Here is a 25,564-nt window from a genome sequence, read left to right as displayed (position 1 = left end):
GGGGAATAAAAGCTCGTCTTCATATATATTCATAGAACCTATTTAAAGACTAGGAAACGGGATAAATATTGGGCTGAACCGAATGCTATAAACTAAAATCTCAACTGTGAATCAAGGGTTTAGAAGTTTTTTTCTATCTCTGTGATAAAATCATTTGATGCGCTGCAAAGCTTCCACATTGTTCACATAACCGACAAAATCCAGTATGATGAATAAAGATTCGATTACGAAAGTCAGACAACATCCTCGCCGGATATGTCCTTGAACTGCACTCATTAGATTTTTCAATGCTTTAAATTGGAAATGTTTTCATGAAACCGAGAATGCTTTTTATACCTTGTTGGCAAAGGAGAGATATGCTATGACAGCTACCAAAGGCTTGGAAGGTATCGTTGCAACAACTTCATCCATTAGCTCTATTGTGGATGGGGTACTCACTTACCGTGGTTATGATATTGATGATCTCGCAGAAAATGCTACCTTCGAAGAAACCGCTTATTTATTGTGGTTTGGCAGTCTACCAACAACACCAGAGCTGGAAGCGCTCAAACGGGATTTCAGTGCTTTCGCACGGATTCCTGAGCCAGTTATCGAGCAAATGAAGCTCTACCCGAAAGACACCAACACCATGGCAGCATTGCGGACTGCTGTATCAAGCCTTGCTCTCTATGATGAAGCGGCTGACGATATGAGTAGAGAAGCTAACGAGATTAAAGCAGTAAAACTACAGGCACAGCTCCCGACGGTTGTGGCAGCCCTATCGCGTATTCGCAAAGGTCTGGAACCTGTGGCTCCTAAAGAAGGCGTCTCGATTGCCGAGAACTTCCTGTATATGCTATGGGGAAAAGAGCCTGACAGTGTATCTGTTAAAGCGCTTGATACCGCACTTGTGCTTCATGCGGACCATGAGCTGAATGCTTCAACCTTTGCAGGCCGGGTTACGGTTGCAACCTTGTCCGATATTTATTCCGGCGTAACCTCTGCTATCGGTGCACTCAAGGGTCCACTTCACGGTGGGGCGAATGAAGCCGTTATGAAGATGCTTGAAGAGATCGGAAGTTTGGAAGCGGTTGAACCTTATATTCGTAAGAAGCTGGATAACCGTGAGAAGATCATGGGCTTCGGCCATAGAGTATACAAGAATGGTGATCCACGTGCTAAACATCTGATGAAAATGTCACTTGAACTTGGCACAATGAAGAATGATACTACGCTGTATGATATGTCCGTAAATATCGAGGAATTGATTACCGGACAAAAGGGACTTAAACCAAATGTTGATTTCTATTCGGCATCAGTTTATACACAGCTGGGTATTGAACGTGAGCTGTTCACTCCTATCTTTGCAATTAGCCGGACTTCAGGCTGGACTGCGCATATTCTGGAGCAATATACAGATAACCGTATTATCCGGCCACGTGCAGAATACACAGGTATGATTGAACAGAAATACGTTCCAGTAGACGAAAGATAGAAGGGCAGCCTTGCAGGCTGCTCCTAAAGTTTAGTAGAATGAACCCTAGAATATATGCAATAATGCATATTCATACGTAGAGAGTTTTGTTCGAGGCTTGTCCATGAGAAATTAAATCCCACAAAACTTTAGGAGGAATACACTCAAATGTTGAAACTAGAAAAATTCGATCTGCCAACAGAAGGCGAACAAATCACAATTAAAGATGGTAAACTGCAGGTTCCTAATCATCCAATCATTCCTTTTATCGAGGGTGACGGCACAGGCCGTGATATTTGGAAGGCTTCCAAACGCGTACTTGATGCAGCAGTAACTAAAGCTTATGGCGGCACAAAGCAAATCGCTTGGTACGAAGTTTTTGCTGGCGAAAAAGCCTTCAATACATATGGCGAATGGCTGCCAAATGATACATTGGAGGCAATCCGTGAATATTTTGTAGCTATTAAAGGTCCGCTTACGACTCCAATCGGAGGCGGTATTCGTTCATTGAACGTAGCTTTGCGTCAAGAGTTGGATTTGTACGTATGTCTGCGTCCAGTTCGTTATTTCGAAGGGGTTCCTTCTCCTGTTAAACGTCCTGAGCTGGTGGATATGGTTATTTTCCGTGAGAATACGGAGGATATTTATGCAGGGATTGAATATCAAGAAGGTTCTGCTGAAGTGAAGAAAGTCATCGAATTCCTGCAAAAAGAGATGGGAGTTAACAAAATCCGTTTCCCTGAAACTTCTGGTATTGGTATCAAACCAGTATCCTCCGAAGGTTCGAAACGTTTGGTGCGCGCTGCGATTGAATATGCGATCAAACACGGACGCAAGAGCGTAACGCTTGTGCACAAAGGAAACATCATGAAGTTCACTGAAGGTGCCTTCAAAAACTGGGGTTATGAAGTTGCTGAGCAAGAGTTCGGAGATAAGGTCTTCACTTGGAATCAATATGATGTGATTAAAGAACGTGAAGGTGAAGCTGCTGCCAATGCTGCTCAGAAGGATGCTGAAGCTGCAGGCAAAATCATCATCAAGGATGCCATTGCGGATATCGCATTGCAACAAGTTCTGACTCGTCCGACTGATTTTGATGTTATTGCTACCTTGAACCTGAACGGGGACTACCTGTCTGACGCGCTTGCTGCGCAAATCGGCGGTATCGGTATCGCTCCTGGAGCGAACATTAACTATATTTCTGGACATGCGATTTTTGAAGCCACTCATGGCACCGCACCTAAATATGCGGACAAAGATGTTGTGAACCCTGGTTCCGTGATTCTGTCCGGTGTAATGTTGCTGGAGCATCTGGGCTGGCAGGAAGCAGCAGATCTGATTTATAAAGGTATGGAAACAGCTATTAATAACAAGACCGTGACTTATGACTTTGCCCGCCTGATGGAAGGCGCAACTGAACTGAAATGCTCTGCATTTGCCGACGAGATTATTAATCACCTCTAAGAGACTGGCTCAACCAACTGAATATATTGAAGTTTAGCTAATACAAGCTATACCGACACCGTTCTAGGAGGAGAATCCTTGGCAATCAAACGTTATAAAATTACAGTTGTAGGTGCCGGTTTTACTGGTGCTACTACAGCTCTTATGCTTGCTCAAAAGGAGCTTGGTGACGTTGTGCTGCTTGATATCCCACAAATGGAGAACACTACCAAGGGGAAGGCACTAGATATGCTGGAAGCAGGTCCTGTACAGAAATTTGACAGTCAAATTACAGGAACCTCAAGCTATGAAGATGCTGCGGATTCAGATATTGTAATCATCACTGCAGGGATTGCCCGTAAACCTGGAATGAGTCGCGATGATCTCGTGAACACCAATGCAGGTATTGTGAAGTCGGTATGCGAGAACATAAAACGTGTAGCACCAGATTCCATTGTAATCATTCTGAGCAATCCAGTTGACGCTATGACCTATGCAGCATTTAATGCGCTGGGTTTTCCGAAGAGTCGCGTAATTGGACAATCCGGAGTGCTGGATACAGCCCGCTATAACACGTTTATTGCACAAGAGCTGAAGGTATCCGTTGAAGATGTACGTGGTTTCGTATTAGGCGGACATGGCGACGATATGGTACCCCTTGTAAGGTATTCCAGTGTCGGTGGCATTCCAATTGATACATTGATATCTGCGGAGCGTATTGATGAGATTGTGCAACGTACACGTGTGGGTGGCGGAGAGATTGTTAACCTCTTAGGAAATGGTAGTGCTTATTATGCACCAGCGGCTTCTTTAGTTCAGATGGCGGAAGCTATCTTGAAGGACAAAAAACGGATCATTCCGGTTATCGCCTTGCTCGAAGGAGAATATGGCTATGATAACCTGTTCATGGGTGTTCCGGCGTTACTTGGTGCCAATGGTATCGAGAAGATTTTTGAACTGGAGCTTACAGCTGAGGAAAAAGCGGCTTTAGATAAGTCTGCTGAATCCGTGCGTAGCGTAACAGCTGTGCTAACTGTATAGATTGTGACAGAGGTATGAAGAACCCCCCATTTTGTTCACTTAAAATGGGGGTTTCCTTTTCTTCTCAAGCAATAATGGGTATAATTAAATGTAACTATTATCACAGTTAAAATGGAGGAGATATGTTATGGATTGGAACGTTTTGTTTTTCTTACATATGATCGGAACCTTGGCACTTGGCTTCTACCTTGTGCTACCCTTCATCCTAGGACGTGCAGAGAAACTGTCGTCTGGGGCTAAAGAAGGAACGTTAAGTGCAGTAACCGGATTTAATCGTTTTGCGCAGTATGGATTGGTGATCCAACTCCTTACAGGCGGTTACATGATGACCAAAGGTGATTATTCAGTAGCGTGGATGATTATTGTTGTTGTGTTACTGCTAGCGATGTTTGCGCTTGGCGGTATTATGAGCAAGCCTTTGCGTCTTGCAGCAGCTGGAATTCGTGAGAACCGCGACGTTAGCGCAGAGACTGGCAAATTGCGCACACTTAGTGCACTGCTTACGGTGTCATTGCTATTGATGGTATTCTTCATGGTGTTTAACGACATAGTTTAATTTACAGCGAATTATACCCGCCTCCTTAATGGAGAGCGGGTTTTTCGTATGTACCGGTAATTTATCTTCATAAACGTTAATCCCTGATAGGATTAGTATAAGATTTCGGCCGGTAGTTTAAGGGAGAAACACCCGTCCATCGCTTGAATTGTCGGCTGAAGTGGCTCTGGGAAGCAAACCCGAGTTGTTCAGAAATCATCTGTATTTTTAAATCGGTATGAAGCAGTAAATGTTTTGACTTCTTTAATCTTAGGTTAGTTATGTACTGCCTAGGAGATATCTTATACACCTTTGTAAACAACTTATGGCACTGCACCCGACTTAAGCAAAGCTGCTCAGCAATCAAATTAACCGTGAGCTCCGGTAAATGAATATTGGCTGCAATATATTTTTCGATCTGATGAGCAGTTTCCACCTCGTACAAAGAGTTTGCTTGTCTCGCTGTGTTGGAATTCTCTGAATTCGAGAGCTGTACATCAATGAGTTCAGTCAAAATCATCAGAATGATCGCTTGCAAACGAAGCCTTTCTTTTACAAGGATCATTTCTTCAATTTCCTCGGGAAATCCAGTGGATGCCGTCGTGGCGAGAATATTGTTCTTAATAAATTCATCCAAATGTTCCAACTGGTGATTTAATCCCGAACGCTGCATTTGTTGGTTATTCCATTTCTGTACAGCCTGAGATTGAAACCATTCACGAAACTTTAAATCGTCAATATCGAAATGAAAGGAGAGGTAAATATAGTTGCTCAGGCCTGAATTAACTACATAATGACGTAAGCCAGGCGGAATGATTAACCAATCTCCTTTACCAAAGGCGATGGAGCTACCTTCTACATATTGATGGGAGTTGCCATCGTAGCAATACAATAGTTCGAAGATTTTGTGATGATGATCAGGGTATGCCCACCCAGGTTCTGCTACACGATAATGAACACCGATCAGCTGCAGTGTACTTATAATGTTCGGAAAGCTGACTTTGTAAGCGATAGGAGTTCTCCTCCTTAGGATCAATAGGGATGTTCTTAATTATATCAAGGATACCTATACATATGACCGTTTTGCAGTGTGAGCCGTTGATCAATTCCAAGTTTTACGTTACAAAAGGTCAAAAAAAAGAATGAAATCATCATTTGAATCACTTTAGAGAAAAGGGATAATGGAGGAACCTAGGGAAGTACTTCGAGAAACGGAAGGAAGTGTAATGAAGTGAGAAAGCTGTGTAGGGATATACTAATCTTATCTTCTTTACTTATGGCTTCATTGACTCTTACTCACGGTATAACAGAGGCAGCCCTTATTAAAGATGGGGTAGAGGGGCAACCTCCAATCCGAATTGCAAACGCATACAAGCTCAATTTTACAAACCAAGTTAAAACAGGGTATCAATCCGTTAGGTATGATCCTAATCGCGGTGCGCAATTGTATGACTCATCATTAGGTTATGGTTTTGTCCAAGAGACCAACGCTTTACCCGCTAGAGAAGTGCATACCGATTCAATTACATCCGATGGAACAGGTTTTTTCATCACAGAATCTTATTTTTTTGCTGAACCTAAATCTGAAAAGGATAATTATAATAACTACGGCATGGCGTTTCGAATGGATGCTTCTCCTGGAACCTACAACGTATATGTAAAAACGACTTCTGACGCAGAGGATGGGATCGTGTCAGTATCAGGGATGCAGACCAGCCGCTTGTTGAAAAGTGGACATTGGGACGCGGCAAAGCTTGTACCCGTCAAGCATACGGCTGTAGCCAAAGGGAAAGAGTGGACTTATACGTATGTAAACGGCCGTGACCATATAGATATTGAGATTGAACCGAACAAAGTGAACACAGCTGTAGGGATTGAGGAGATCATACTGGAACCGATTTTGCCACAGCATAGAGCAGCTGGAGCTCTTCCGAATTTATTTATACTTGGAGATTCCACGGTCAAGTCCTACACCTTCGACGAAGCGCCAATGAGTGGTTGGGGCCAGATTATTGGCAGTATGTTTAATCAACATAAAGTGAGTGTAACTAACTATTCCATGGGAGGACGCTCGTTTAAAAATGCCTATACAGAAGGTCGACTTAACGACATTTTACTGAGTGGCAGCATTGGGGATTATGTGTTTATTCAATTCGGACACAATGATGAGAGTGCAGATGAGTTCAGACGTTACGGCAGAGGTTCGACTGAGGCAATGTATGAAAACTACCTTAAAGAAGTTTATCTCCCTGCGATCCAAGCCCGGGGCATGATACCAGTACTGGTAACGCCAATGTCCAGAATTAAAGGGAATGCAAGTCCGGGATATATCTATGAGAATTCTTTTAAATCAAGAAAGTTTGTAGATATTCTTAAACGGGTTGCAGATGAATCTGGAGTTACACTTATTGACCTTAACTCGGAAAGTCTGAAATATTATAACGAGATCGGAGGAGAAGCGATAACAGCCCTCTTCATGTCAATTGAAGCCGGAGAAACGCCAGGCAAAACAAATGACGGAAGTTACGCTAACGGGCATCCTTCAAAGAAAATCGATGGGACTCATTTTAAAGAAGCGCTCGCCAAACAATTTTCGCGGATGATTGTTACGGAGCTTGTAGAGAAAGGTGCTACTGGCGATTCTACTGCTGCTTCCATTACTGCTTATCTTAAAGGGAACGTTAAGCATGCGGCACTAACAGGCAACTGGGATAAGGTTTTTCCGGAAATAACTAATGATACGACGACCGGGGAAGCTGCTTATTACCGCAATCAAATTGAAAAATTAATCCAGCTGGGAGTAATGGGCAAAGACCGTCAAGGGAATTTTAAGCCAGATACGGAGATGACAGTTGCTGAATTCACACGCAGTATTTCTAAGTTAATGAAAGTGGAAAGATCAGATCTTGCCTATTATCCGAAAGGTAAGCTGTCACGTGAAACGATGGGTGCTATTCTCTATGATGTTTACCAAGTAAAGTTTGCTAATAAACCTAAGTACATGACTGATTATAACGGCACAGCAGTAGTGCCAGGAGATCCTGGTTATGATTTCAATCTGGATCCAGGAGCTAGAGGAGCGATGTACTATCCACTTGTATCCTGGCAGCAGCTGGTTGATACGGCGGACATTTCTCCTTTTTTAATTTCAAAAGTGAAAAGTGCTTATGAATTAGGGCTTATTAGATCTGAAGTGGGGATTGCTAGAGGCCAAATGGTCAATGGGACAGAACTAGAACCTAAAGCCATAGTGACCCGGGAGAAAGCAGCTAAAGCTCTTTATTTTATGTGGGTACTGGAACATGGAGTGAATGCAGAAAATCATGTTTCTTCTTTGAAATAGTTAGGGTGAACAATTCAAGGCACAGCAGCGATGCTGTGCCTTTTTGTATGCAGTGAAGTCCTCTCCACTTACAGCAGTTTACATCCACGGTTGTTTATTTCTACTTGCATTGTGGTAAGTAAGATTCGTAAAGCGATTTAAGAAAATGACAAACCCAGCGTATAAACGTGCATTGTTGTGCCATCCTAAGATGATCAGTTAACTATCAATTTGCTTAACGAGAGGAGATAGGGAAGATGTCAGGCAATAATAAACAAGCTACAAAAACCTTACCCCCACAGGAGCAGCATCATCAGCCAGGGATTGAGAGTGAAATGACGCCGCTGCCCAAATACGAGCCGGCAAATTATAAAGCAGCAGGTAAACTGCAAGACAAGGCGGCGTTGATTACCGGTGGAGACAGCGGAATTGGGCGTGCAGTTGCTGTGCTTTTTGCTAAAGAAGGTGCTGATGTGGTCATTTCATATCTTAATGAACACTCAGATGCAGAGGAAACTAAACGTCAGGTCGAGCAGGAAGGCCGCAAATGTATCCTAATTCCAGGTGATATCGGTGACGAGAAATTCTGTAAGGATCTTATTAAACAGACGGTAGAGGGCTTAGGAAAGCTTGATATTCTCATCAATAACGCGGCGGAGCAACATCCGCAAGCTAAGATCGAGGATATTACTTCCGAGCAGCTAGAGCGTACTTTCCGTACGAATATATTTGCGATGTTCTATTTAACAAAAGCAGCTATGCCTCATTTAAAAGCAGGATCTACAATTATAAATACAACTTCAATTACCGCTTATCGCGGAAGCCCGCAGCTGCTGGACTATTCATCAACTAAAGGAGCTATCCTGAGTTTCACACGATCTTTGTCCACGAATCTGGCGGAGAAGGGCATACGGGTAAACGGTGTAGCACCAGGTCCAATCTGGACACCGCTAATTCCCTCTACCTTTGATGCGAAGCAGGTTAGCGAGTTTGGAGGCACGCAGCCTATGAAACGGCCTGGACAACCAGAGGAGCTGGCGCCAGCCTATGTATATCTTGCCTCTGACGATTCCAGTTATGTGACTGGACAGGTTATTCATGTAAATGGTGGCGAGGTAGTAAACGGTTAGATTAGTACAGCTAATGTGAATAAATGGGTGTATTTCAATAAAAAAATATGTTACTATAAACCACGTTAGCATTTTAAAATTGTATATTTATGTCACTAGGGGTGCCGATTGGCTGAGACGGAATGGATTTCCGGACCCTTTGAACCTGATCTGGTTAAGACCAGCGTAGGGAAGTGGAGAACGAATTTCTGTTGTCGGGCTATTTGTAGTACCGTCTATATACAGATTCTGACTGCCTTCCTTACGGGGGCAGTTTTTTTGTTTTTTACTGGCCTACAGGGAAGTGAGAGAGAGGAGATCGCGAGTGGTACAAGCTGAGATCCATCTAATATCAGACGGCAAGCAGCTGTTGAGACAATTTGTTGAACTGGCTGTCACGGTGCAGACATGGGTCGATTATATTCACTTAAGAGAGAAGCAATGTCCAGCACGCGAACTGCTCTCTGCGGCACAGGAGCTGTTGGCTGCCGGTATACCCGCTACCAAACTGATAATCAATGACCGGATCGATGTAGCATTGGCAGCTGGTGCCGCGGGTGTTCAGTTGGCTGGGCACAGTGTGAGCCCGCTTACAGCCCGGCGAATTGCACCTCAGCTTTGGCTGGGGAGATCGGTTCATTCTCCGGAAGAAGCGGCGAATGCTTCAGAGCAGGGAGCTGATTATTGCTTGTTTGGCCATGTATTTCCCTCGGCGAGCAAGCTAGGGCTGCCCGCACGTGGGTTAGAGCTGCTTGCAGAAACGGTGAAGACTAGCTCTATTCCTGTAATTGCGATTGGCGGAATTGGTCCCGCTAATGCGGCGCAGATCATTAGGCAAGGCGCGGCAGGAATTGCTGTGATGTCCGGAATTTGCGGAGCGGATGATCCTTATGAGGCCGCCAAAGCTATTCATAAGGCGGTTCATTCATAGCCGGGAGGTAAAAGCATAGGCGAAGGGGGTGATTCAGAATGAGACTGTTGATTAACGGGAAATCCGCAGAGTGTTCTGGTGGTATTCAAACTATAGCTGATTTGATCAGTCTTCCTGAGTGGTCGGGTCGTCTGATGATCATTGAGCTGAATGGAGAAATTGTCAGTAAGGAGAATTATGAAAGTACTGCTCTGAGCGAGGATGATCGTTTGGAACTGGTGCACTTTGTTGGTGGGGGTTGAGATGGAGCGGTATAGAATTTTGAGAAATTTATAAGAACCAAAGGGAGGTAATTTCATGCATGACCCGTTACATATTGGAGGCATCGAATTAACTAGTAGATTATTTATCGGAACCGGAAAATATAGCCGGAATGCTCTGATCCCCGAAGTGATCGCAAGCTCTGGTTCTCAGGTGATTACTGTAGCGCTTCGCCGAGTGGACCCGGAAGGTGGAGCAGAAAATATCATGAACCACATTCCCGGCCACATGACTCTTCTGCCTAATACCTCAGGAGCGCGTACAGCGGAGGAGGCAGTCCGTATTGCGAGATTAGCAAGAGCTGCGGGACTGGGGAACTGGGTGAAGATCGAAGTGATCAATGATCAGAAATACCTGCTTCCAGATAATCTGGAGACCATACGAGCTACAGAGATTCTAGCGGCGGAGGGTTTTGTAGTACTGCCATATATGAGTCCGGACCTTTCGGCTGCTTTACGTCTGAGAGATGCCGGTGCTGCTGCTGTGATGCCGCTTGGTGCGCCGATCGGGACGAATCGCGGCCTGCGCACCAAGGAGCTTGTGCGTATTCTTATTGAAGAAGTGAATTTGCCGATTATTGTAGATGCCGGAATTGGCAAGCCCTCGGAAGCGGCGGAAGCAATGGAGATGGGGGCCGCTGCTGTTCTGCTTAATACGGCTGTCGCAACGGCACGTAATCCGCTCGTCATGGCGGAAGCGTTCCGCGAGGCGATATCCGCTGGCCGCAAAGCTTATTTGGCAGGACTCGGTCCTGTAGAAGAAGTTGCTTTTGCTTCGTCACCGTTGACTGGATTTCTGAACTGAATTTGATAGGTTCACCAAAGGAGGGAGGATTAGCATGAGCTTTTTTGACACACTGGCCCGCTTGGAGCAGTATCCATATGAGCAGCTGTGGAAGGAGTTCCGGGAGGATGACGTTAAGCGGGCGCTTGGAAAAGACAAGCTGAACGAAAATGATTTGCTGGCATTGCTCTCTCCGGCAGCAACGCCGCTGCTAGAGGAGATGGCGCAAGCTGCTCAGCGACTGACCCGTGCACATTTTGGTTATTCGATGCAGCTGTTCACACCGATGTATCTTGCCGATTTTTGTGTGAATCATTGTACCTACTGCAGCTTCAGCTCCATTTATGATTTTCCGCGTAAAAAGCTGTCCTTGGAGGAGGTTCGCAGGGAGGCTGAGAAGATTGCAGCTACAGGTCTGCGGCATATCCTCATTTTGACTGGTGAATCGCGCCGGGAGAATCCTGTCTCATATATTAAGGATTGTGTAGATGTACTCAGGGAATTTTTTTCCTCCGTCAGTATTGAGATAAATCCTCTATCGACTGCAGAATATAAAGAGCTTCTTCAAGCAGGGGTGGATGGACTAACACTATACCAAGAGGTTTACCACCAGGAGACTTACAAAAAGCTGCATGTTAAAGGGCCTAAAAGAAACTACCGGAATCGCCTGGATGCACCTGAACGCGGCTGTCAGGCAGGTTTTCGTTCTGTGAATATTGGTACGTTGCTCGGGATGTACGATTGGCGGCAAGAGGCATTCCAAAGTGCCATGCATGCCCGCTATCTACAGGATCGGTATCCAGATTGCGAGATCAGCCTGTCACCCCCACGGTTTCGGCCTTATTTAGGGGAATTTAACCCAGAGTGCGATGTTACCGATCGATCACTAGTGCAGATTATTTTGGCATACCGGTTATTTTTACCCCGTTCGGGCATTACTTTATCTACAAGAGAGCCTGCCTCTCTACGCGATCATTTAATTCATCTAGGAATAACTAAGATGTCAGCCGGGGTCACTACTGAGGTGGGCGGTCACACTAATGCAGGGGGAACTCCGCAATTCGAAATATCCGATAGCCGCAGTGTGCAGGAGATTACGGAAATGCTATATACGAAGGGTTTGCAGCCGATTTTTAAAGACTGGGATATCCTGACTGAATCAGTAACGTAACGCTTGTATTTTTATTATTAATCACTAAAGGGACCCCTGCGAGATTCATGCGGAGGTCCTTTTTTCTATTGTGTAGATGGTGTTTAGTTTCCGGCAGAGAGCTCATCGAGAGACATTTCGAAGCTCGGTGCCATATGAGTCAGAAAATAATCCACTTCCTGCAGGCCAAGCCCACGAAGTTTTGCTGCTGTCTGCTCCTTCGCGGCGGCAAATTCTCGGTTGCCTGCAGCAACCTCCCATACGCATTTCAAATAAGCATCCAGCCGATCAGCGGCTTTCACATAGCTGTGCAGCAGAATGTCCTCCGAATCGGGAGGGCTGTCTTCCGGTCGTATGAGCTGAGTGTAGATGCTTTTTAGCTCTGATGGAATCATTCCAGTTAAGCGATCAGCCGCAACTTTTTCCATTTCGCGGAAGCTGGTGAGCAAGCGAGGATTGTTGTATTTTACCGGCGTGGCAATGTCGCCTGTGAATACTTCGCTGGCATCATGGAAAAGAGCTATGGTTGCTGCTCGTTCCGCGTTTAATGAACGCCCGAAATGTACATTACCAATGGAACAGAGCATATGTGTGAGCAATGCAACATGAAAAGAATGCTCAGCGACGTTCTCCGGTGCGGTGCTGCGCATCAAGCTCCAGCGCTGAATATACTGAAGACGATATAGATAGGCAGAAAAATGGTAGCTCAATTTTAAAGTAACCCCTTTCATGCGGTGCTAGGTATGATATTATTATACTAATTGTATCAAACTTTAGATAACCTGGAACTGCCGAGAGGAGCTTGAATGAAGATGCAGCATTTTGAAGACAGTATTTATAACCTTATCGTAGAAACTTCCACGAATTTGCCGGGAGATGTACGCCGGGCAGTTGCAAAAGGTCGCGCGCTGGAAGACAGGGCTACCCGGTCCGGTCTTGCTTTAACCACGATTGCACAAAATATCGGAATGGCTGAGCAGCAAGTGTCTCCGATCTGTCAGGATACGGGAATGCCTACATTTATCATTCACACCCCTGTGGGAATCAATCAGATTGAGATGAAAAAAGATATTCATAATGCCATTGTACGAGCGACCAAGAATGGTAAACTTCGTCCCAATTCTGTAGATTCATTAACAGGTGAGAATAGCGGAGATAACTTGGGTGCAGGCACACCAGTCATTCATTTCGAACAATGGGAAGAGGATAAAATAGACGTTAGACTTATTCTGAAGGGTGGAGGCTGCGAGAATAAAAATATTCAATACAGTCTCCCGGCAGAATTAGAAGGACTCGGCAAAGCGGGTCGGGATCTGGACGGAATCCGTAAATGTATTTTACACGCGGTATATCAGGCGCAGGGACAAGGCTGTAGTGCCGGTTTTATTGGCGTGGGTATCGGCGGTGACCGTACGACTGGCTACGAGCTGGCTAAGAAGCAGTTGTTCCGAAAAGTGGAGGATGTTAATCCGATAGAAGACCTTAGCAAGCTGGAAGACTATATTATGGAGAATGCTAACAAGCTTGGAATTGGCACGATGGGTTTTGGTGGTGAGGTATCGCTGCTGGGCTGTAAGATTGGCGTTATGAATCGTCTGCCAGCTAGCTTTTTCGTATCCGTTGCTTATAACTGTTGGGCCTTCCGCCGCCAAGGGGTGCTGGTTGATCCATCAACAGGCAATATAGAGGATTGGTTGTATGAGAGTGGTACAGGGATATCTGTAGATGATGAAGGGGCACATGAATCTGAAGCGGTAATTGCTGAGGGAGCTAACAGCCCAGCCTCTGAGTCGCGGGAAGTACGTCTTACAACGCCGATAAGTGAAGAGGATATCCGTAGTCTGCGTGTTGGAGACGTGGTTATTTTATCCGGTGAAATGCATACAGGCCGTGATGCTTTGCACAAATATTTAATGGATCATGAGTCTCCGGTAGATCTGGAAGGGGCTGTGATTTATCATTGTGGTCCTGTGATGATGAAAGATGAGGAAGGCTGGCATGTAAAAGCTGCGGGCCCAACTACGAGCATTCGTGAAGAGCCTTATCAAGGCGATATCATCAAAAAATTTGGAATCCGTGCAGTCATCGGAAAAGGTGGTATGGGTCCAAAAACGTTAAAAGCCTTACAGGAGCACGGCGGGGTATACCTCAATGCGATTGGTGGAGCCGCCCAGTATTATGCAGAGTGCATCAAGAAGGTCAACGCTGTTGATTTTATGGAATTTGGTATTCCTGAGGCGATGTGGCATCTCGATGTGGAGGGTTTTGCAGCGATTGTGACGATGGATGCTCACGGCAACAGTCTGCATGCGGATGTGGAAAAAGATTCTGCAGCTAAATTGACTCAATTCAAGGAGCCAGTGTTTAAATAAATGGGGTTACAACCGGTGGATAAGTCATGAGGAGGGCAGATTATTCTCTGAATGGCTTTTCCATGGGTTTTAATCAAATTATAAGGATTTATATGTCCAGACTATAAATTATCCTTAAGGAACGCCGAAGGCGTTTTTGCCTGTCTAAAGGAGGACAACGAATGGCACCACATTATATTAGAAATGGGTTTCTTAACGTTACGCCGTATTTTATTGCGGAAGATGCAGACCAATTGATAGATTTTGTTGTGCACTGCTTTGATGCCAAAATTATTGATATGCTGCGAAACGATGAGGGTAGGATTAGGCATGCCGAGGTCAGAATCGGTGATTCCATCATTGAGGTTTCCGAAGCGAATGAAAAGTATTTACCGGTACAGCTTGCCATTCATCTTTATGTAAGAAATGTTGATGAGACCTACCGCAAGTGCCTGAATGCCGGGGCCTCTATTATTGAAGAACCACTGGATAAGTCCTATGGAGAAAGAGGAGCAGGGGTTAGAGACCGTCAGGGTAATCAGTGGTTTCTTGCCACCCGTACAGAATAAACTCATGTGTTTTTACAAAAGTAATACAAAGTAACAGTCCAGAGTTAATCAACTCGGGCTGTTATTTTTATATAATCTACTCTGGGGGGCTTATGTCACGGTCATAGTCGTACTGGTATTTTGGAGAAAATGAAGTTAGGATAAAAGATACAATGATAAAGGGAGAGGCAAATCTCAGATGAAACCGTTTCGCGCTCGTCTTACGTTTATACTTATGGCCTTAATCGGTATTTCCATGATTGGTACTGGATTTACGATGGCGCATCTGTTTAAGAGCTCCCATATAACTGCTCTGGAAGAGAATATGTCCCGGGAAATAAGCTTGCTCTCAGGCACACTGGAATTTGTAGATATGAATTCTTCGAATGCGATCCCGTATTACACTGAACAGGCGGAGCATATTTCTAAACTTTTAGATTCTCGGATAACGTTTATTACAAAGTCGGGTAAAGTAATTGGCGATTCTGAGAAAAACCCCTTGGAAATGGACAACCACTCTAATCGTGAAGAAGAGATAGGGGCTGCGAAAGAGGGAACTGGACGGGCAATCCGTTACAGCGAAACTCTAAAGCATGAGATGTTATATGTGGCTGGAAAGGTAACTTCAGATCAGGGATTTGACGGCTATATTCGGGTCTCAATGGGACTTGATGCTGTAACGCAAGGTCTTAAGCATGCATGGATGATTATGGCTGCAGGTCTAATTATCTTGTTCTTGTCAGCAACGATTGTGAGCTATAAAGTAGCTTCAAGCATGACTTCCCCACTGGAGCAAATCACAAGAGTCGCCCGGCGGATTACCGATCTGGATTATGATGCCAGAGTTCATTTGAAGCGTAAAGATGAAGTTGGACAGCTGGCTACAGCGATTAATGCGATGGCAGACAGTCTTCAAGACCAGCTCAAGACGATTCGTGATAATGAGGATCTGCTGCAAAGCGTGCTGGATAATATGACTGGCGGCATCATAATGATCAATGCTGAAGAAGAGATTGCGCTGCTCAATCGGGCTTCAGAGCGAATGCTTGATGTCAGCAACAGTGAAATGGCGGGTCATTCGTACAAAGAGTTAAAACGGCATTATGAGCTAACCCGTCTGCTTGAAGAAGGGGTATTAAGCCGGGAGCCGATTCATGAAGAGCGAAGTATTTATAACCCAAGAGAGCGAATTGTACGGATGGACGCGGTTCCGATGATCCAGGATGGTACGTACAGAGGTATGCTTTTCCTATTGCAAGAGGTTACGGAAATTCGCCGTTTGGAGCGGATGCGCAGTGAATTTGTCGCTAACGTATCGCATGAACTAAAGACTCCGGTTGCAGCGGTCAAAGGGTTTGCCGAGACCTTACTGGGAGGCGGAGTTAAAGATGAGAAGACGGCGAGATCCTTCCTGCAAATTATATATGATGAGAATGAGCGTTTAAATCGCTTGATTGGAGATATTCTGGAATTATCTAAAATCGAATCTAAACGGGTGCAGCTCGATTGCTCACCGGTTCATATCATTGAATTCTTTGATTCCGTGCTGGGAACCATCAGTAAAGTCGCTGAGAAGAAAAACATTAGTCTTAATGTAGAGGTTCCTGAGGAGCTGTTCATTGAGGCGGATGAGGATAAGCTGCGTCAAATCTTTATGAATCTTTTCTCTAATGCGATTAATTACACACATGAAGGCGGAAACGTAAAGGTCTACGTTAAGAGTCTACTGAAACCAGACGGCTCCGAAAATGTTCAATTTACTGTTAGCGATACGGGTATGGGGATTCCTAAAAAAGATCTGCCGCGTATTTTTGAACGTTTTTACCGTGTGGATAAGGCAAGATCCAGAAGCTCCGGTGGAACGGGATTGGGGCTGTCTATTGTGAAGCATTTGGTAGATATGCACCATGGAGTGATTTCAGTTGAAAGTGATCTGGGAATCGGCAGTTCCTTTGTGATTGAATTGCCTTTGCTGCAGGAAGAAAAGACCGATTAGATTTTTGTAAATTCACTTTTTCAATTTTACACTAAGTTAACATTACGGTGATATGATGGTTTTGTTGCTGTTTTGTAAAAAATCAAACTATATGGAAGACGGGGGAACCTATGGCTCAACGATTGCTTGTCATTGAAGACGAACCGACACTAGCCCGGCTGCTGTCCTATAACTTAACGCAGGAAGGTTACGAGGTGACGGTAGAGGATCATGGAACGGCAGGATATGATCGTGCGACGAGGGAACCTTTTGACTTGATCGTATTGGATCTGATGCTGCCAGGAATGAATGGCATTGACATCCTTGATAAATTGCGTGGACAAGGTATCCGCACACCTATTATCGTATTGACTGCTAAAAATGCTGAAGAAGATGTGGTTAGAGGGCTGAAATCCGGTGCTGATGATTATATAACCAAACCTTTTGGAGTATCCGAATTGCTTGCAAGAGTGAGCGCTGTATTACGGCGGATTTCCGGCCTTGCTGAGGAGGCTCCACAAGAGACACCTATATCTGCTTCAACGATCATTCTGGGACAACTAGAAATCTATCCTGAGCGGTATGAAGTTTCCTTAGGAGGACATAGCATCAACCTTCGACCTAAAGAGTTCGAGGTATTGTTATATTTGGCCCGTAAACCCGGGGTAGTGCTGACAAGAGATGATCTTATGAACGCTGTTTGGGGCTTTGATTATATTGGTGGACAGCGTACAGTTGATGTGCATGTAAGTTCACTCCGTAAAAAGCTTGAGCTAGATCCAGAATCCGTTCATATCGATTCCATTCGAGGTGTAGGTTATAAATTAGTTGTTAACAAAAAGAGAGCTCCGGTCATTTAGCATGACAGGAGTTTTCTTCTTTATCCCGTTCATAAACAAGATTCAGGTGAGATTACACGCCGAATTGTAGGGAATACTATCACGTGGACTAATTCATCTTCACCAATTTTACATTGCGTTAACATTTCTCTCCAACTGTATTTACATTAAAAGCTTATTATGGAGAACGAAGATGATGAGAAGGAGACGTAAATACTAATGAAATCCATCATTGACATAGAGAAACTTGATCTCTACTATGAGTCATTTCACGCACTGAAGAATGTGAATCTGCAAATTCCGGAGAAACAGGTTACTGCTTTTATCGGACCTTCCGGTTGCGGAAAATCCACTCTGTTGCGCACGCTGAATCGTATGAATGATATGATTCCTGGTACACGTATTGAAGGAACTGTAAACATCGGTGGCAAAAATATTTATAGTGACGAGGTAGAGGTAGAAAGCCTGCGTAAACAGGTCGGCATGGTATTCCAACAGCCAAATCCTTTTCCAAAGTCGATTTACGACAATGTAGCTTACGGTCCTCGCCTGCATGGCATTCGTTCAAAGAGCGAACTGGATGAGATTGTAGAGCAAAGTCTGCGTCATTCCGCGCTGTGGGAGGAAGTTAAAGATTTTCTGAAAAAATCTGCCCTTAGCTTGTCCGGCGGACAGCAGCAACGGCTGTGTATTGCCCGAGCTTTGGCAGTTCAGCCGGATATCCTGCTCATGGATGAAGCAACGTCTGCACTGGATCCTGTGTCTACGCTCAAGATAGAGGAGCTTGTACAGGAATTAAGAAGTAAGTATACAATCGTTATGGTTACTCATAACATGCATCAGGCGGCACGTGTATCTGGTCGAACCGTGTTTTTCTTGAATGGTGTAATTGTAGAGGCGGCGGATACAGAGGTGTTGTTCTCGACTCCTAAGGATTCCCGCACCGAAGATTATATTTCTGGACGTTTCGGCTGATACGGGCTACAAGGGCGCTCGTCCTTGGAAATGGCAAGCTGACCATACATTAATGAGGAGGATCGCTCTTACTATGATTCGCAGAAAAGAATTTGATAAAGATTTGGAAGAGCTGCGCAGTCTGCTGCAGCAGATGGGTGAACATGTAATAGATGCTCTTGGTGGAGCAATTGTTGCTTTACAGAATCTTGATACTGTGCGCGCTCAGGAAATCATTAAAGCAGATTTGCAGCTGAATGCCATGGAAGATAAAATCATGGAAATTGGCTCACGGCTAATTATTACGCAGCAGCCTGTAGCAAAAGATTTGCGCCGCATTATCGTTGCTTTCAAAATATCTAGCGATTTGGAACGTATGGGTGACTTGGCTATTGATGTTGCGAAAGCAACTATGCGCATCCATGGACAGCAGCTGATCAAGCCGCTTGTAGACATTCCACGTATGGCGGAAATTGTGACGACCATGATTGATGAGGCTATCCAGTCTTATCTGGATGAGAACACTGATCTGGCTTATAGAATGGCACAAGATGATGATCAGGTCGATCAATTATATGGTTCGATGATCAATGAGCTATATAGTTATATGGTGGCAAAACCGGATTCTGTGTCCCAAGCTATGTTATTAACGCTGGTAGGCCGTTATATTGAACGGATTGCCGATCATGCGACTAACATTGGTGAGAGTGTTGTTTATCTGGTCACAGGCAGCCGTCCGGACTTGAATCAGTAATTTGTACTTACACATCTTTTGTTATATCTTTAGTTAAACTAAGTAGCCGCCCTTTTAAAAGGGCGGCTACTTGTTGTATATCCTTAACATATCAGCTTATCCCACTGTTTAGGTTGGTAAAGCCGTTTCTACTTGTAGAGGGCATATGGTAAGATGTAAGGAGTAAGCATGAAAAGGCGAGGTGCACTATGGACAAGTTGATACTTATAGATGGAAACAATATTATTTACCGTGCTTTTTTTGCGATGCCCCCGCTGACGAATACAGCAGGGCAACAGACAAATGCGGTGTACGGATTTACAACGATGCTGCTTCGATTAATTGAAGAACATAAACCGACACATATGATTGTCGCTTTCGATGCAGGGAAAGTTACTTTTCGGCATGAAGGTTATCAGGATTATAAGGGCGGCCGGCAAAAAACACCGCCCGAGCTCTCCGAGCAGTTCCCATTGCTGAAGGAATTGCTGACTAATTTAGGTGTACCGCAGTTTGAAATTGGCAATTATGAGGCTGATGATATTATTGGCACCATTTCGCGCCAGGCGGATGAAGCGGGACGGCAGGTTATGATCGTGTCGGGAGACAAGGATATGTTGCAGCTGGCCTCTGAGCATACGACCGTTGCTTTAATCCGCAAAGGGGTCACTGAAGTTGAGCTTTATGGGCCGGAACAAATCCGGGAGAAATATGACCTAACCCCAGAGCAGATCATTGATCTTAAAGGGCTGATGGGCGATGCGAGTGACAACATCCCGGGAGTACCCGGCGTAGGTGAGAAGACAGCTTTGAAGCTGCTGCATCAATTTGGATCGGTGGAAGGTGTCTTAGCTGGAACCGGTGAGCTAAAGGGTAAAATGAAAGAAAAACTGGAAACCCATGCGGAAGATGCGGTAATGAGTAAAAAATTAGCGACCATCTATCGCGAAGTGCCGCTTGAGCATTCGTGGGAAGACATGGTCTTTAATGGAATTTTAGCGGATACAGCCGGCCCAGCGCTTGCCAAGCTGGAATTTAAATCACTGTTGGAACGTTTGTCTCTTAGTGCTTATGCTCCTGTTGCCGAGGGAGAGGAAAGTGCTGCTGAAGTAGAAGCAGCTGCACTTGATATTACGATCGTAAGTGAAGAAGAACTTAAGGGGCTAAGTGAAGCCCTGGCTGGCATTTCGGCGCTGCATGTGGAATCGAATGGAGATAATCCGCATCGTGCCGAGGTAATCGGAATAGGATTGTCCTCTCTGGAGCGGCATTACTATGTGCCGTTTGAATTACTGCATAAACCGGCTGCTGCGAAGCTGCGTGATTGGCTAGGAGATGAAAAGGCTCCGAAAAGTGGATATGATCTTCACCGCGCTGATTTGGCTCTACACTGGCAGGGAATTGCTTTTGCAGGTGCAGCCCATGATGTGCAGCTGGCGGCTTATTTGCTTGATCCTACGGAGGCTAATCAGAATCTAAACGATCTCACTGCTAAATACGGCTTGCCGCGGCTCTCTCCTGATGAAGAGGTATTTGGTAAAGGTGCCAAATACAAAATCCCTGAGCTTGAAGTCTTAGGAAATCACGTTGCACGAAAGAGTGCAACGGTTCTTGGAATCGCACAGAAGCAACAGCAGGAGCTGGTGGAGACCGCGATGACAGGGCTATTCGAGGATCTGGAAATGCCTTTGTCACGGATTTTGGCGGATATGGAGAAACAGGGGATTGCAGTCAATGCTGGTGATCTTAAAGAGCTTGGAAAAGAATTCGAGGCGCAAATTTCCAAATTGGTCAGTGAAATATACGAGATTTGTGGCACTGAGTTTAATTTGAACTCACCAAAGCAGCTGGGTGAAATCTTGTTTGTAAAGCTAGGTCTGCCTGTCGTCAAGAAGACGAAGACGGGTTATTCCACGGATGCCGAAGTGCTTGAGAAACTTGCGCCATACCACGATGTGGTGCGTTTGATTTTGCAATATCGCACAATTGCGAAGCTTCAATCTACCTACGTAGAGGGGCTGCTTAAAGAAATTTCCCCGAACACAGGGAAGGTGCATACATTCTACCGGCAGACGATTGCCGCTACAGGACGGCTTAGCAGCCAATTCCCGAACTTGCAGAATATCCCGATTCGTCTAGAGGAAGGACGCAAAATCCGCAAGGTATTCGTTCCGTCCGAACCGGGCTGGTCCATCCTGGCAGCCGACTATTCGCAGATCGAACTGCGTGTGCTTGCGCATATTTCAGGTGATGAGCGGATGAAGGAAGCTTTTCTGCATGATATGGATATTCACACGAAGACAGCGATGGATGTGTTCGGTGTGACCGCGGAACAGGTGGACAGCAATATGCGCCGTGCCGCAAAAGCCGTAAACTTCGGGATCGTCTACGGGATCAGTGATTACGGCCTCTCGCAGAATTTGAATATTCCGCGTAAGGAAGCCGCTCAATTTATTGAGCAGTATTTCGAGGTATATCAGGGTGTGCGCCGCTATATGGACGATATCGTAGTGGAGGCACGGAAGTATGGTTATGTGACCACATTGCTTGAACGTCGCCGTTATCTGCCGGAGATTAATGCGAAGAACTTTAATCTGCGCTCTTTTGCGGAGCGGACAGCAATGAATACACCTATACAGGGAACAGCAGCGGATATTATCAAGCTGGCGATGGTGCATATGGACAAGGCATTATTTGATCGTGGGCTTAAGAGCCGTATGCTGCTTCAAGTACACGATGAGCTTGTATTCGAGGTGCCAGAGGATGAAATGGAGCTTATGAAGACGCTTTTGCCGGAAGTAATGGGTGGAGCACTGAAGTTATCTGTGCCACTTAAGGCAGAGGTCAGCTTTGGAAGTAACTGGTACGAGGCGAAATAGACTCCCTTTAAGGTGTGCATATCAGCTATAATGTAGTTGAGGTGAAGACATCATGCCGGAATTACCGGAAGTAGAGACAGTCAAGAGAACACTTAATGAGTTAGTTAATGGAAAGCAGATAGAGAATGTAACCGTCCGGTTGGCGCGGATTATTCAGCGTCCGGATGATATTCAGGCTTTTGCCCACCTGCTGGCAGGTCATAGCATTGTTAAAGTTGAACGAAGAGGAAAGTTTTTGCGTATTGTTCTGGATGGTCTGGTGCTTGTGTCACACTTGCGGATGGAAGGCCGTTACGGACTTTTTTTAAATGATGACCCACTGGACAAGCATACACATGTGATTTTTCATTTTACGGATGGAACTGAGCTGCGTTACACGGATGTTCGCCAGTTCGGTACGATGCATCTTTTTCAGATGGGAGAAGATCTTCAGCTGCCGCCTTTAAACAAGCTGGGGCAGGAGCCGCTGGAGCCTTCTTTTACACCGGAGAGGTTTAAGCAGATCGTGTCAGGTAAAAGCACCAAAATTAAATCGCTGCTGCTTAATCAGGAATATATCGTCGGCATCGGCAATATTTATGTAGATGAGTCGTTGCACCGTGCGGGCATCCATCCTGAAGACAGCGCCAAATCGCTCACGGACAATCAATTGGACAAGCTGCATCATGCCATTGTAAGCACGCTGGCCGAAGCGGTTAACGCCGGAGGTTCATCTGTTAAGTCATATGTTAATGGCCAAGGTGAGAGCGGTACGTATCAGCAGCAGCTATTGATTTACGGTCGTAAGGATCAGCCGTGTAGTAACTGTGGAACGATGATTGAGAAGACGGTTGTAGGCGGTCGTGGCACGCATTATTGTCCAAATTGCCAGCGCCCGACTGTTAACTGAATTTGTTGAAATAATAAGGTTGGCACCCACTACTTGTCCCGCCCATATACTGTGTGAAGAATGCTTAATAGAGAACGGAAGCTGAAACGATAAACTTTTCAGTTTGCCGGTTCTTCACAGGAGGGATTGCGGGTGCTCAGCCCATTATTTTCACTGCTATTGCTAGCGTTTGCCTTGAGTTTGGACGGTTTTGGTGTAGGAATTACATATGGGCTGCGTAAAATGAAAATACCACTGCTCTCCGTTCTGATTATCTCGCTCTGTTCGGGGGTAGTTATCTGTGTATCGATGCAGGTTGGGGTTTTGCTTGCCAAGGTAGTGTCTCCGAATGCAGCTTCTATGGTTGGTGCGGTTATACTTGTGCTAATGGGGTGCTGGTCACTTGTTCAGATGCTGATGCAAAAAGAGAAAGATGCAGATGGCGGACGTAAAGCTGAAACGGTAGATGAGGGCTCATTTTCCGAGCAGGCTTGGGCAGAGGTAGCTGCTGATTCTGAAGCGGGTACAGAACCTGTTATGAATGATGAACCGTTGAAATCAGCTGTTTTTTCGCTTGAGCTACGCCGTTTGGGGATTGTAGTGCAGATCTTGCGTACCCCGTCTTCTGCGGATATGGATGCCTCAGGAAGCATCTCTTCGATGGAGGCGATGATACTTGGGATTGCGCTCTCTCTGGATGCTTTTGGGGCTGGACTTGGCGCAGCGCTGCTTGGCTTCAATCCGATATGGACATCACTTACAATAGCTTTATTTAGTGGTACATTTCTATTACTGGGTATGAAGACTGGACTTAGATTTGCCGGGAACTACTGGATGAAGCATGCTGCCGCATTACCAGCGTTATTATTAATTGCAATGGGAATACTGAAGCTATTATGAGGTGAGTACATGATTATAGGCTTAACCGGAGGAATCGCATCCGGAAAAAGCACAGTGTCTGCACTGCTTGTGAACAAGGGAGCGAGGCTGGTTGATGCCGATGTGATCGCCAGAGAAGTTATGCTTCCCGGGCATGAAGTGTTGGCTGCTGCTGCTAAGCAATTTGGAAAAGAGATCCTTTTTTCGGATGGAACACTGAATAGGGCCAAATTAGGTGAAATCGTCTTTCAAGATCCGGTGGCCCTGCAAACCTTGAACAATTTGACGCATCCTGCCATCCGGCAGGAAATCAAAAATCGTATGTACAGCATGGAGCAGGAAGAGCCGAAGCGGCTTATTATTGTGGATATTCCGCTTCTTTTTGAATCAGGGCTTGAATCCCTGTTCCATGAGATTGTAGTAGTCTACGTTCCCCGTGAAGTGCAAATTGCTCGATTAATGGAACGTAATAGGCTCTCTTTAGAAGAAGCAGAAGCGCGATTGAATGCACAGATGGATATTGAACAGAAACGTAATAAAGCGGACTACATCATCGACAACAGTGGCGATCTTGCGTACACTGAGCAACAGGTTGCTGTTTTTTGGGACAGGCTGGGTTTATCATGAAATGGTTACGTAAAAAAAGAGTACTGCTTCTGCTATTTGTTGGTTTTACGGCAATATTGTTTCTGAGTACAAACTGGATGTCGTGGTTTTATCCCATCCATTTTAAAGACGAGATTCGCAAGCACAGCATCACTTATGAGATAGACCCGTTTCTTGTAACCGCGATTATTCGTGTAGAAACGAACTTTAAAACTGGACGAGAATCCAAAAAAGGCGCACTAGGGCTGATGCAGCTTATGCCGGATACCGCGAAGTGGGCGCTGGAAAAGGCCAAGCTTCCAAACGTATCTATGGAAGAACTCAAGCATGAGCCTTCGGCTAATATTGAACTGGGTACATGGTATCTTTCAACTTTATCCCGTCAGTTCGAAGGTAAACGTACAGCAATTATCGCAGCTTATAATGCTGGGCCCGGAAAAGTTCAACGCTGGTTGGATGAAGGGATCTGGGATGGGACAGATGCAACCATTAAAGATATTCCCATTGGTGAAACCAGGCATTATGTACAGCGCGTTAATTATTACTATGATCAGTACACGGACATTTACAAAGAATTTTAATTTCTGCCGTGTTATGTATAAAAAGAAGTATTAAACGACTTGTAGGTCGTTTAATACTTCTTCAAAAAGCTTATGTTGGTCAGGTTATTTGTATTGACCTGCCAGTTGTTGTTCTGCCAGGGTTACAAGACGTTTAGTGATGTAACCACCGATCGAACCATTTTCATAAGAAGTTTTATTGCCTTGGTAACCATCTGGGGAAAGCGTGATTCCTAGTTCTTGGGCAACTTCGTATTTAAGTTGTTCCAAGGCACCGCGGGAATTTGGAGCTACAAGGTTATTGGAGTTGTTGCTTTGGCTCATTGCTGTTCACCTCCTCTGTT

24 protein-coding genes and 1 riboswitch are annotated in these 25,564 nt (G+C 45.1%); of the genes, 21 read left to right on the top strand and 3 right to left on the bottom strand.

All coding sequences use genetic code 11. From position 1 onward, the window contains the following. The first annotated feature begins 361 nt into the window (after window positions 1–361). From citZ to MKY63_RS01115, 4 genes are all read left to right on the top strand, one after another. Window positions 362–1,474, top strand: coding sequence for a citrate synthase (gene citZ / locus MKY63_RS01130; RefSeq protein WP_036678915.1), 1,113 nt, complete (start codon window positions 362–364; stop codon window positions 1,472–1,474). Between the two features lie 147 nt (window positions 1,475–1,621). Further along, window positions 1,622–2,917, top strand: coding sequence for an NADP-dependent isocitrate dehydrogenase (icd, locus tag MKY63_RS01125; RefSeq protein ID WP_036678918.1), 1,296 nt, complete (start codon window positions 1,622–1,624; stop codon window positions 2,915–2,917). 78 nt (window positions 2,918–2,995) lie between these two features. Beyond that, window positions 2,996–3,937 (top strand): malate dehydrogenase, encoded by a 942-nt coding sequence (gene mdh / locus MKY63_RS01120; RefSeq protein WP_076100099.1) that lies wholly within the window; start codon window positions 2,996–2,998, stop codon window positions 3,935–3,937. Window positions 3,938–4,064: 127 nt separating this feature from the next. Next, complete coding sequence (locus MKY63_RS01115) at window positions 4,065–4,493, top strand: hypothetical protein (protein WP_036678923.1); 429 nt, start codon at window positions 4,065–4,067, stop codon at window positions 4,491–4,493. A gap of 76 nt (window positions 4,494–4,569) precedes the next feature. Here MKY63_RS01115 and MKY63_RS01110 read toward each other — a convergent pair whose 3' ends face one another. After that, window positions 4,570–5,508, bottom strand: a complete 939-nt coding sequence (locus MKY63_RS01110) for an AraC family transcriptional regulator (RefSeq protein ID WP_076100100.1) — start codon at window positions 5,506–5,508, stop codon at window positions 4,570–4,572. A 195-nt stretch (window positions 5,509–5,703) separates the two neighbouring features. Between MKY63_RS01110 and MKY63_RS01105 the strand changes: the two genes are divergently transcribed. The 6 genes from MKY63_RS01105 to thiH all read left to right on the top strand — a co-directional run bounded on the left by MKY63_RS01105 (window position 5,704) and on the right by thiH (window position 12,049). Continuing rightward, window positions 5,704–7,815 carry a GDSL-type esterase/lipase family protein gene (locus tag MKY63_RS01105; protein ID WP_076100102.1) on the top strand — a complete coding sequence of 704 codons (2,112 nt, stop codon included), beginning with the start codon at window positions 5,704–5,706 and terminating at the stop codon, window positions 7,813–7,815. A gap of 236 nt (window positions 7,816–8,051) precedes the next feature. After that, window positions 8,052–8,924, top strand: a complete 873-nt coding sequence (locus MKY63_RS01100; RefSeq protein WP_038569678.1) for an SDR family oxidoreductase — start codon at window positions 8,052–8,054, stop codon at window positions 8,922–8,924. Between the two features lie 87 nt (window positions 8,925–9,011). Further along, a riboswitch (TPP riboswitch) is annotated at window positions 9,012–9,113 on the top strand. A 115-nt stretch (window positions 9,114–9,228) separates the two neighbouring features. Further along, window positions 9,229–9,834 carry a thiamine phosphate synthase gene (locus tag MKY63_RS01095; protein WP_339811260.1) on the top strand — a complete coding sequence of 202 codons (606 nt, stop codon included), beginning with the start codon at window positions 9,229–9,231 and terminating at the stop codon, window positions 9,832–9,834. A 38-nt stretch (window positions 9,835–9,872) separates the two neighbouring features. Then, a complete protein-coding gene (thiS, locus tag MKY63_RS01090) occupies window positions 9,873–10,076 on the top strand; it encodes a sulfur carrier protein ThiS (RefSeq protein WP_076100105.1) in 204 nt (67 codons plus the stop codon). 55 nt (window positions 10,077–10,131) lie between these two features. Beyond that, entirely contained in the window at window positions 10,132–10,899 is a 768-nt protein-coding gene (locus MKY63_RS01085; RefSeq protein WP_076100107.1) for a thiazole synthase, read from the top strand. 34 nt (window positions 10,900–10,933) lie between these two features. Then, window positions 10,934–12,049, top strand: a complete 1,116-nt coding sequence (thiH, locus tag MKY63_RS01080; protein WP_036678944.1) for a 2-iminoacetate synthase ThiH — start codon at window positions 10,934–10,936, stop codon at window positions 12,047–12,049. An 83-nt stretch (window positions 12,050–12,132) separates the two neighbouring features. Here thiH and yfbR read toward each other — a convergent pair whose 3' ends face one another. After that, entirely contained in the window at window positions 12,133–12,738 is a 606-nt protein-coding gene (gene yfbR, locus MKY63_RS01075; RefSeq protein ID WP_094901415.1) for a 5'-deoxynucleotidase, read from the bottom strand. Window positions 12,739–12,840: 102 nt separating this feature from the next. Here yfbR and MKY63_RS01070 point away from each other — a divergent pair, with 102 nt between their 5' ends. From MKY63_RS01070 to MKY63_RS01020, 11 genes are all read left to right on the top strand, one after another. Beyond that, entirely contained in the window at window positions 12,841–14,400 is a 1,560-nt protein-coding gene (locus MKY63_RS01070; RefSeq protein WP_036679119.1) for a fumarate hydratase, read from the top strand. A 161-nt stretch (window positions 14,401–14,561) separates the two neighbouring features. Further along, the gene (locus tag MKY63_RS01065) at window positions 14,562–14,948 is read left to right on the top strand and encodes a VOC family protein (protein WP_063829788.1); all 387 of its coding nucleotides are present in this window, start codon (window positions 14,562–14,564) and stop codon (window positions 14,946–14,948) included. Window positions 14,949–15,126: 178 nt separating this feature from the next. Continuing rightward, window positions 15,127–16,923, top strand: a complete 1,797-nt coding sequence (locus MKY63_RS01060) for an ATP-binding protein (protein WP_036678948.1) — start codon at window positions 15,127–15,129, stop codon at window positions 16,921–16,923. 110 nt (window positions 16,924–17,033) lie between these two features. Further along, window positions 17,034–17,762, top strand: a complete 729-nt coding sequence (locus tag MKY63_RS01055) for a response regulator transcription factor (protein ID WP_036678951.1) — start codon at window positions 17,034–17,036, stop codon at window positions 17,760–17,762. A 198-nt stretch (window positions 17,763–17,960) separates the two neighbouring features. Continuing rightward, on the top strand, window positions 17,961–18,716 hold the full coding sequence (gene pstB / locus MKY63_RS01050; RefSeq protein ID WP_036678954.1) for a phosphate ABC transporter ATP-binding protein PstB: 756 nt from the start codon (window positions 17,961–17,963) through the stop codon (window positions 18,714–18,716). Window positions 18,717–18,789: 73 nt separating this feature from the next. After that, window positions 18,790–19,449 carry a phosphate signaling complex protein PhoU gene (gene phoU / locus MKY63_RS01045; protein ID WP_036678957.1) on the top strand — a complete coding sequence of 220 codons (660 nt, stop codon included), beginning with the start codon at window positions 18,790–18,792 and terminating at the stop codon, window positions 19,447–19,449. 188 nt (window positions 19,450–19,637) lie between these two features. Next, window positions 19,638–22,307: a DNA polymerase I gene (gene polA / locus MKY63_RS01040; protein WP_036678960.1), complete on the top strand. Its 2,670-nt coding sequence runs from the start codon at window positions 19,638–19,640 to the stop codon at window positions 22,305–22,307. A 52-nt stretch (window positions 22,308–22,359) separates the two neighbouring features. Further along, on the top strand, window positions 22,360–23,196 hold the full coding sequence (gene mutM, locus MKY63_RS01035) for a DNA-formamidopyrimidine glycosylase (RefSeq protein WP_339811250.1): 837 nt from the start codon (window positions 22,360–22,362) through the stop codon (window positions 23,194–23,196). A 132-nt stretch (window positions 23,197–23,328) separates the two neighbouring features. After that, window positions 23,329–24,075, top strand: coding sequence for a manganese efflux pump (locus MKY63_RS01030; RefSeq protein ID WP_036678965.1), 747 nt, complete (start codon window positions 23,329–23,331; stop codon window positions 24,073–24,075). A 9-nt stretch (window positions 24,076–24,084) separates the two neighbouring features. After that, on the top strand, window positions 24,085–24,681 hold the full coding sequence (coaE, locus tag MKY63_RS01025; RefSeq protein ID WP_339811248.1) for a dephospho-CoA kinase: 597 nt from the start codon (window positions 24,085–24,087) through the stop codon (window positions 24,679–24,681). Beyond that, window positions 24,678–25,241, top strand: a complete 564-nt coding sequence (locus MKY63_RS01020) for a lytic transglycosylase domain-containing protein (protein ID WP_036678971.1) — start codon at window positions 24,678–24,680, stop codon at window positions 25,239–25,241. Before coaE ends, MKY63_RS01020 begins: the two co-directional genes overlap by 4 nt. A gap of 84 nt (window positions 25,242–25,325) precedes the next feature. Here the strand turns inward: MKY63_RS01020 and MKY63_RS01015 are convergent, their stop codons facing one another. Further along, window positions 25,326–25,544, bottom strand: a complete 219-nt coding sequence (locus MKY63_RS01015; RefSeq protein WP_036678974.1) for an alpha/beta-type small acid-soluble spore protein — start codon at window positions 25,542–25,544, stop codon at window positions 25,326–25,328. Window positions 25,545–25,564: the final 20 nt, after the last annotated feature.

This window comes from Paenibacillus sp. FSL R7-0189, assembly GCF_037969925.1.
Classification (GTDB): Bacteria; Bacillota; Bacilli; order Paenibacillales; family Paenibacillaceae; genus Paenibacillus_AQ; species Paenibacillus_AQ odorifer.
Note: the sequence above shows the minus strand (reverse complement) of the source record. Positions and strands in the feature narration are given on the sequence as shown.

Excerpts from the sequence above, each read along its gene's own strand:
- thiH (WP_036678944.1), top strand. The coding sequence starts at position 10,934 with ATGAGCTTTTTTGACACACTGGCCCGCTTGGAGCAGTATCCATATGAG.
- coaE (WP_339811248.1), top strand. The coding sequence starts at position 24,085 with ATGATTATAGGCTTAACCGGAGGAATCGCATCCGGAAAAAGCACAGTG.
- MKY63_RS01015 (WP_036678974.1), bottom strand. The coding sequence starts at position 25,544 with ATGAGCCAAAGCAACAACTCCAATAACCTTGTAGCTCCAAATTCCCGC.
- MKY63_RS01055 (WP_036678951.1), top strand. The coding sequence starts at position 17,034 with ATGGCTCAACGATTGCTTGTCATTGAAGACGAACCGACACTAGCCCGG.
- MKY63_RS01020 (WP_036678971.1), top strand. The coding sequence starts at position 24,678 with ATGAAATGGTTACGTAAAAAAAGAGTACTGCTTCTGCTATTTGTTGGT.
- mutM (WP_339811250.1), top strand. The coding sequence starts at position 22,360 with ATGCCGGAATTACCGGAAGTAGAGACAGTCAAGAGAACACTTAATGAG.
- MKY63_RS01115 (WP_036678923.1), top strand. The coding sequence starts at position 4,065 with ATGGATTGGAACGTTTTGTTTTTCTTACATATGATCGGAACCTTGGCA.
- pstB (WP_036678954.1), top strand. The coding sequence starts at position 17,961 with ATGAAATCCATCATTGACATAGAGAAACTTGATCTCTACTATGAGTCA.
- thiS (WP_076100105.1), top strand. The coding sequence starts at position 9,873 with ATGAGACTGTTGATTAACGGGAAATCCGCAGAGTGTTCTGGTGGTATT.
- MKY63_RS01070 (WP_036679119.1), top strand. The coding sequence starts at position 12,841 with ATGCAGCATTTTGAAGACAGTATTTATAACCTTATCGTAGAAACTTCC.
- phoU (WP_036678957.1), top strand. The coding sequence starts at position 18,790 with ATGATTCGCAGAAAAGAATTTGATAAAGATTTGGAAGAGCTGCGCAGT.
- citZ (WP_036678915.1), top strand. The coding sequence starts at position 362 with ATGACAGCTACCAAAGGCTTGGAAGGTATCGTTGCAACAACTTCATCC.
- icd (WP_036678918.1), top strand. The coding sequence starts at position 1,622 with ATGTTGAAACTAGAAAAATTCGATCTGCCAACAGAAGGCGAACAAATC.
- MKY63_RS01065 (WP_063829788.1), top strand. The coding sequence starts at position 14,562 with ATGGCACCACATTATATTAGAAATGGGTTTCTTAACGTTACGCCGTAT.
- MKY63_RS01060 (WP_036678948.1), top strand. The coding sequence starts at position 15,127 with ATGAAACCGTTTCGCGCTCGTCTTACGTTTATACTTATGGCCTTAATC.
- polA (WP_036678960.1), top strand. The coding sequence starts at position 19,638 with ATGGACAAGTTGATACTTATAGATGGAAACAATATTATTTACCGTGCT.
- MKY63_RS01085 (WP_076100107.1), top strand. The coding sequence starts at position 10,132 with ATGCATGACCCGTTACATATTGGAGGCATCGAATTAACTAGTAGATTA.
- MKY63_RS01100 (WP_038569678.1), top strand. The coding sequence starts at position 8,052 with ATGTCAGGCAATAATAAACAAGCTACAAAAACCTTACCCCCACAGGAG.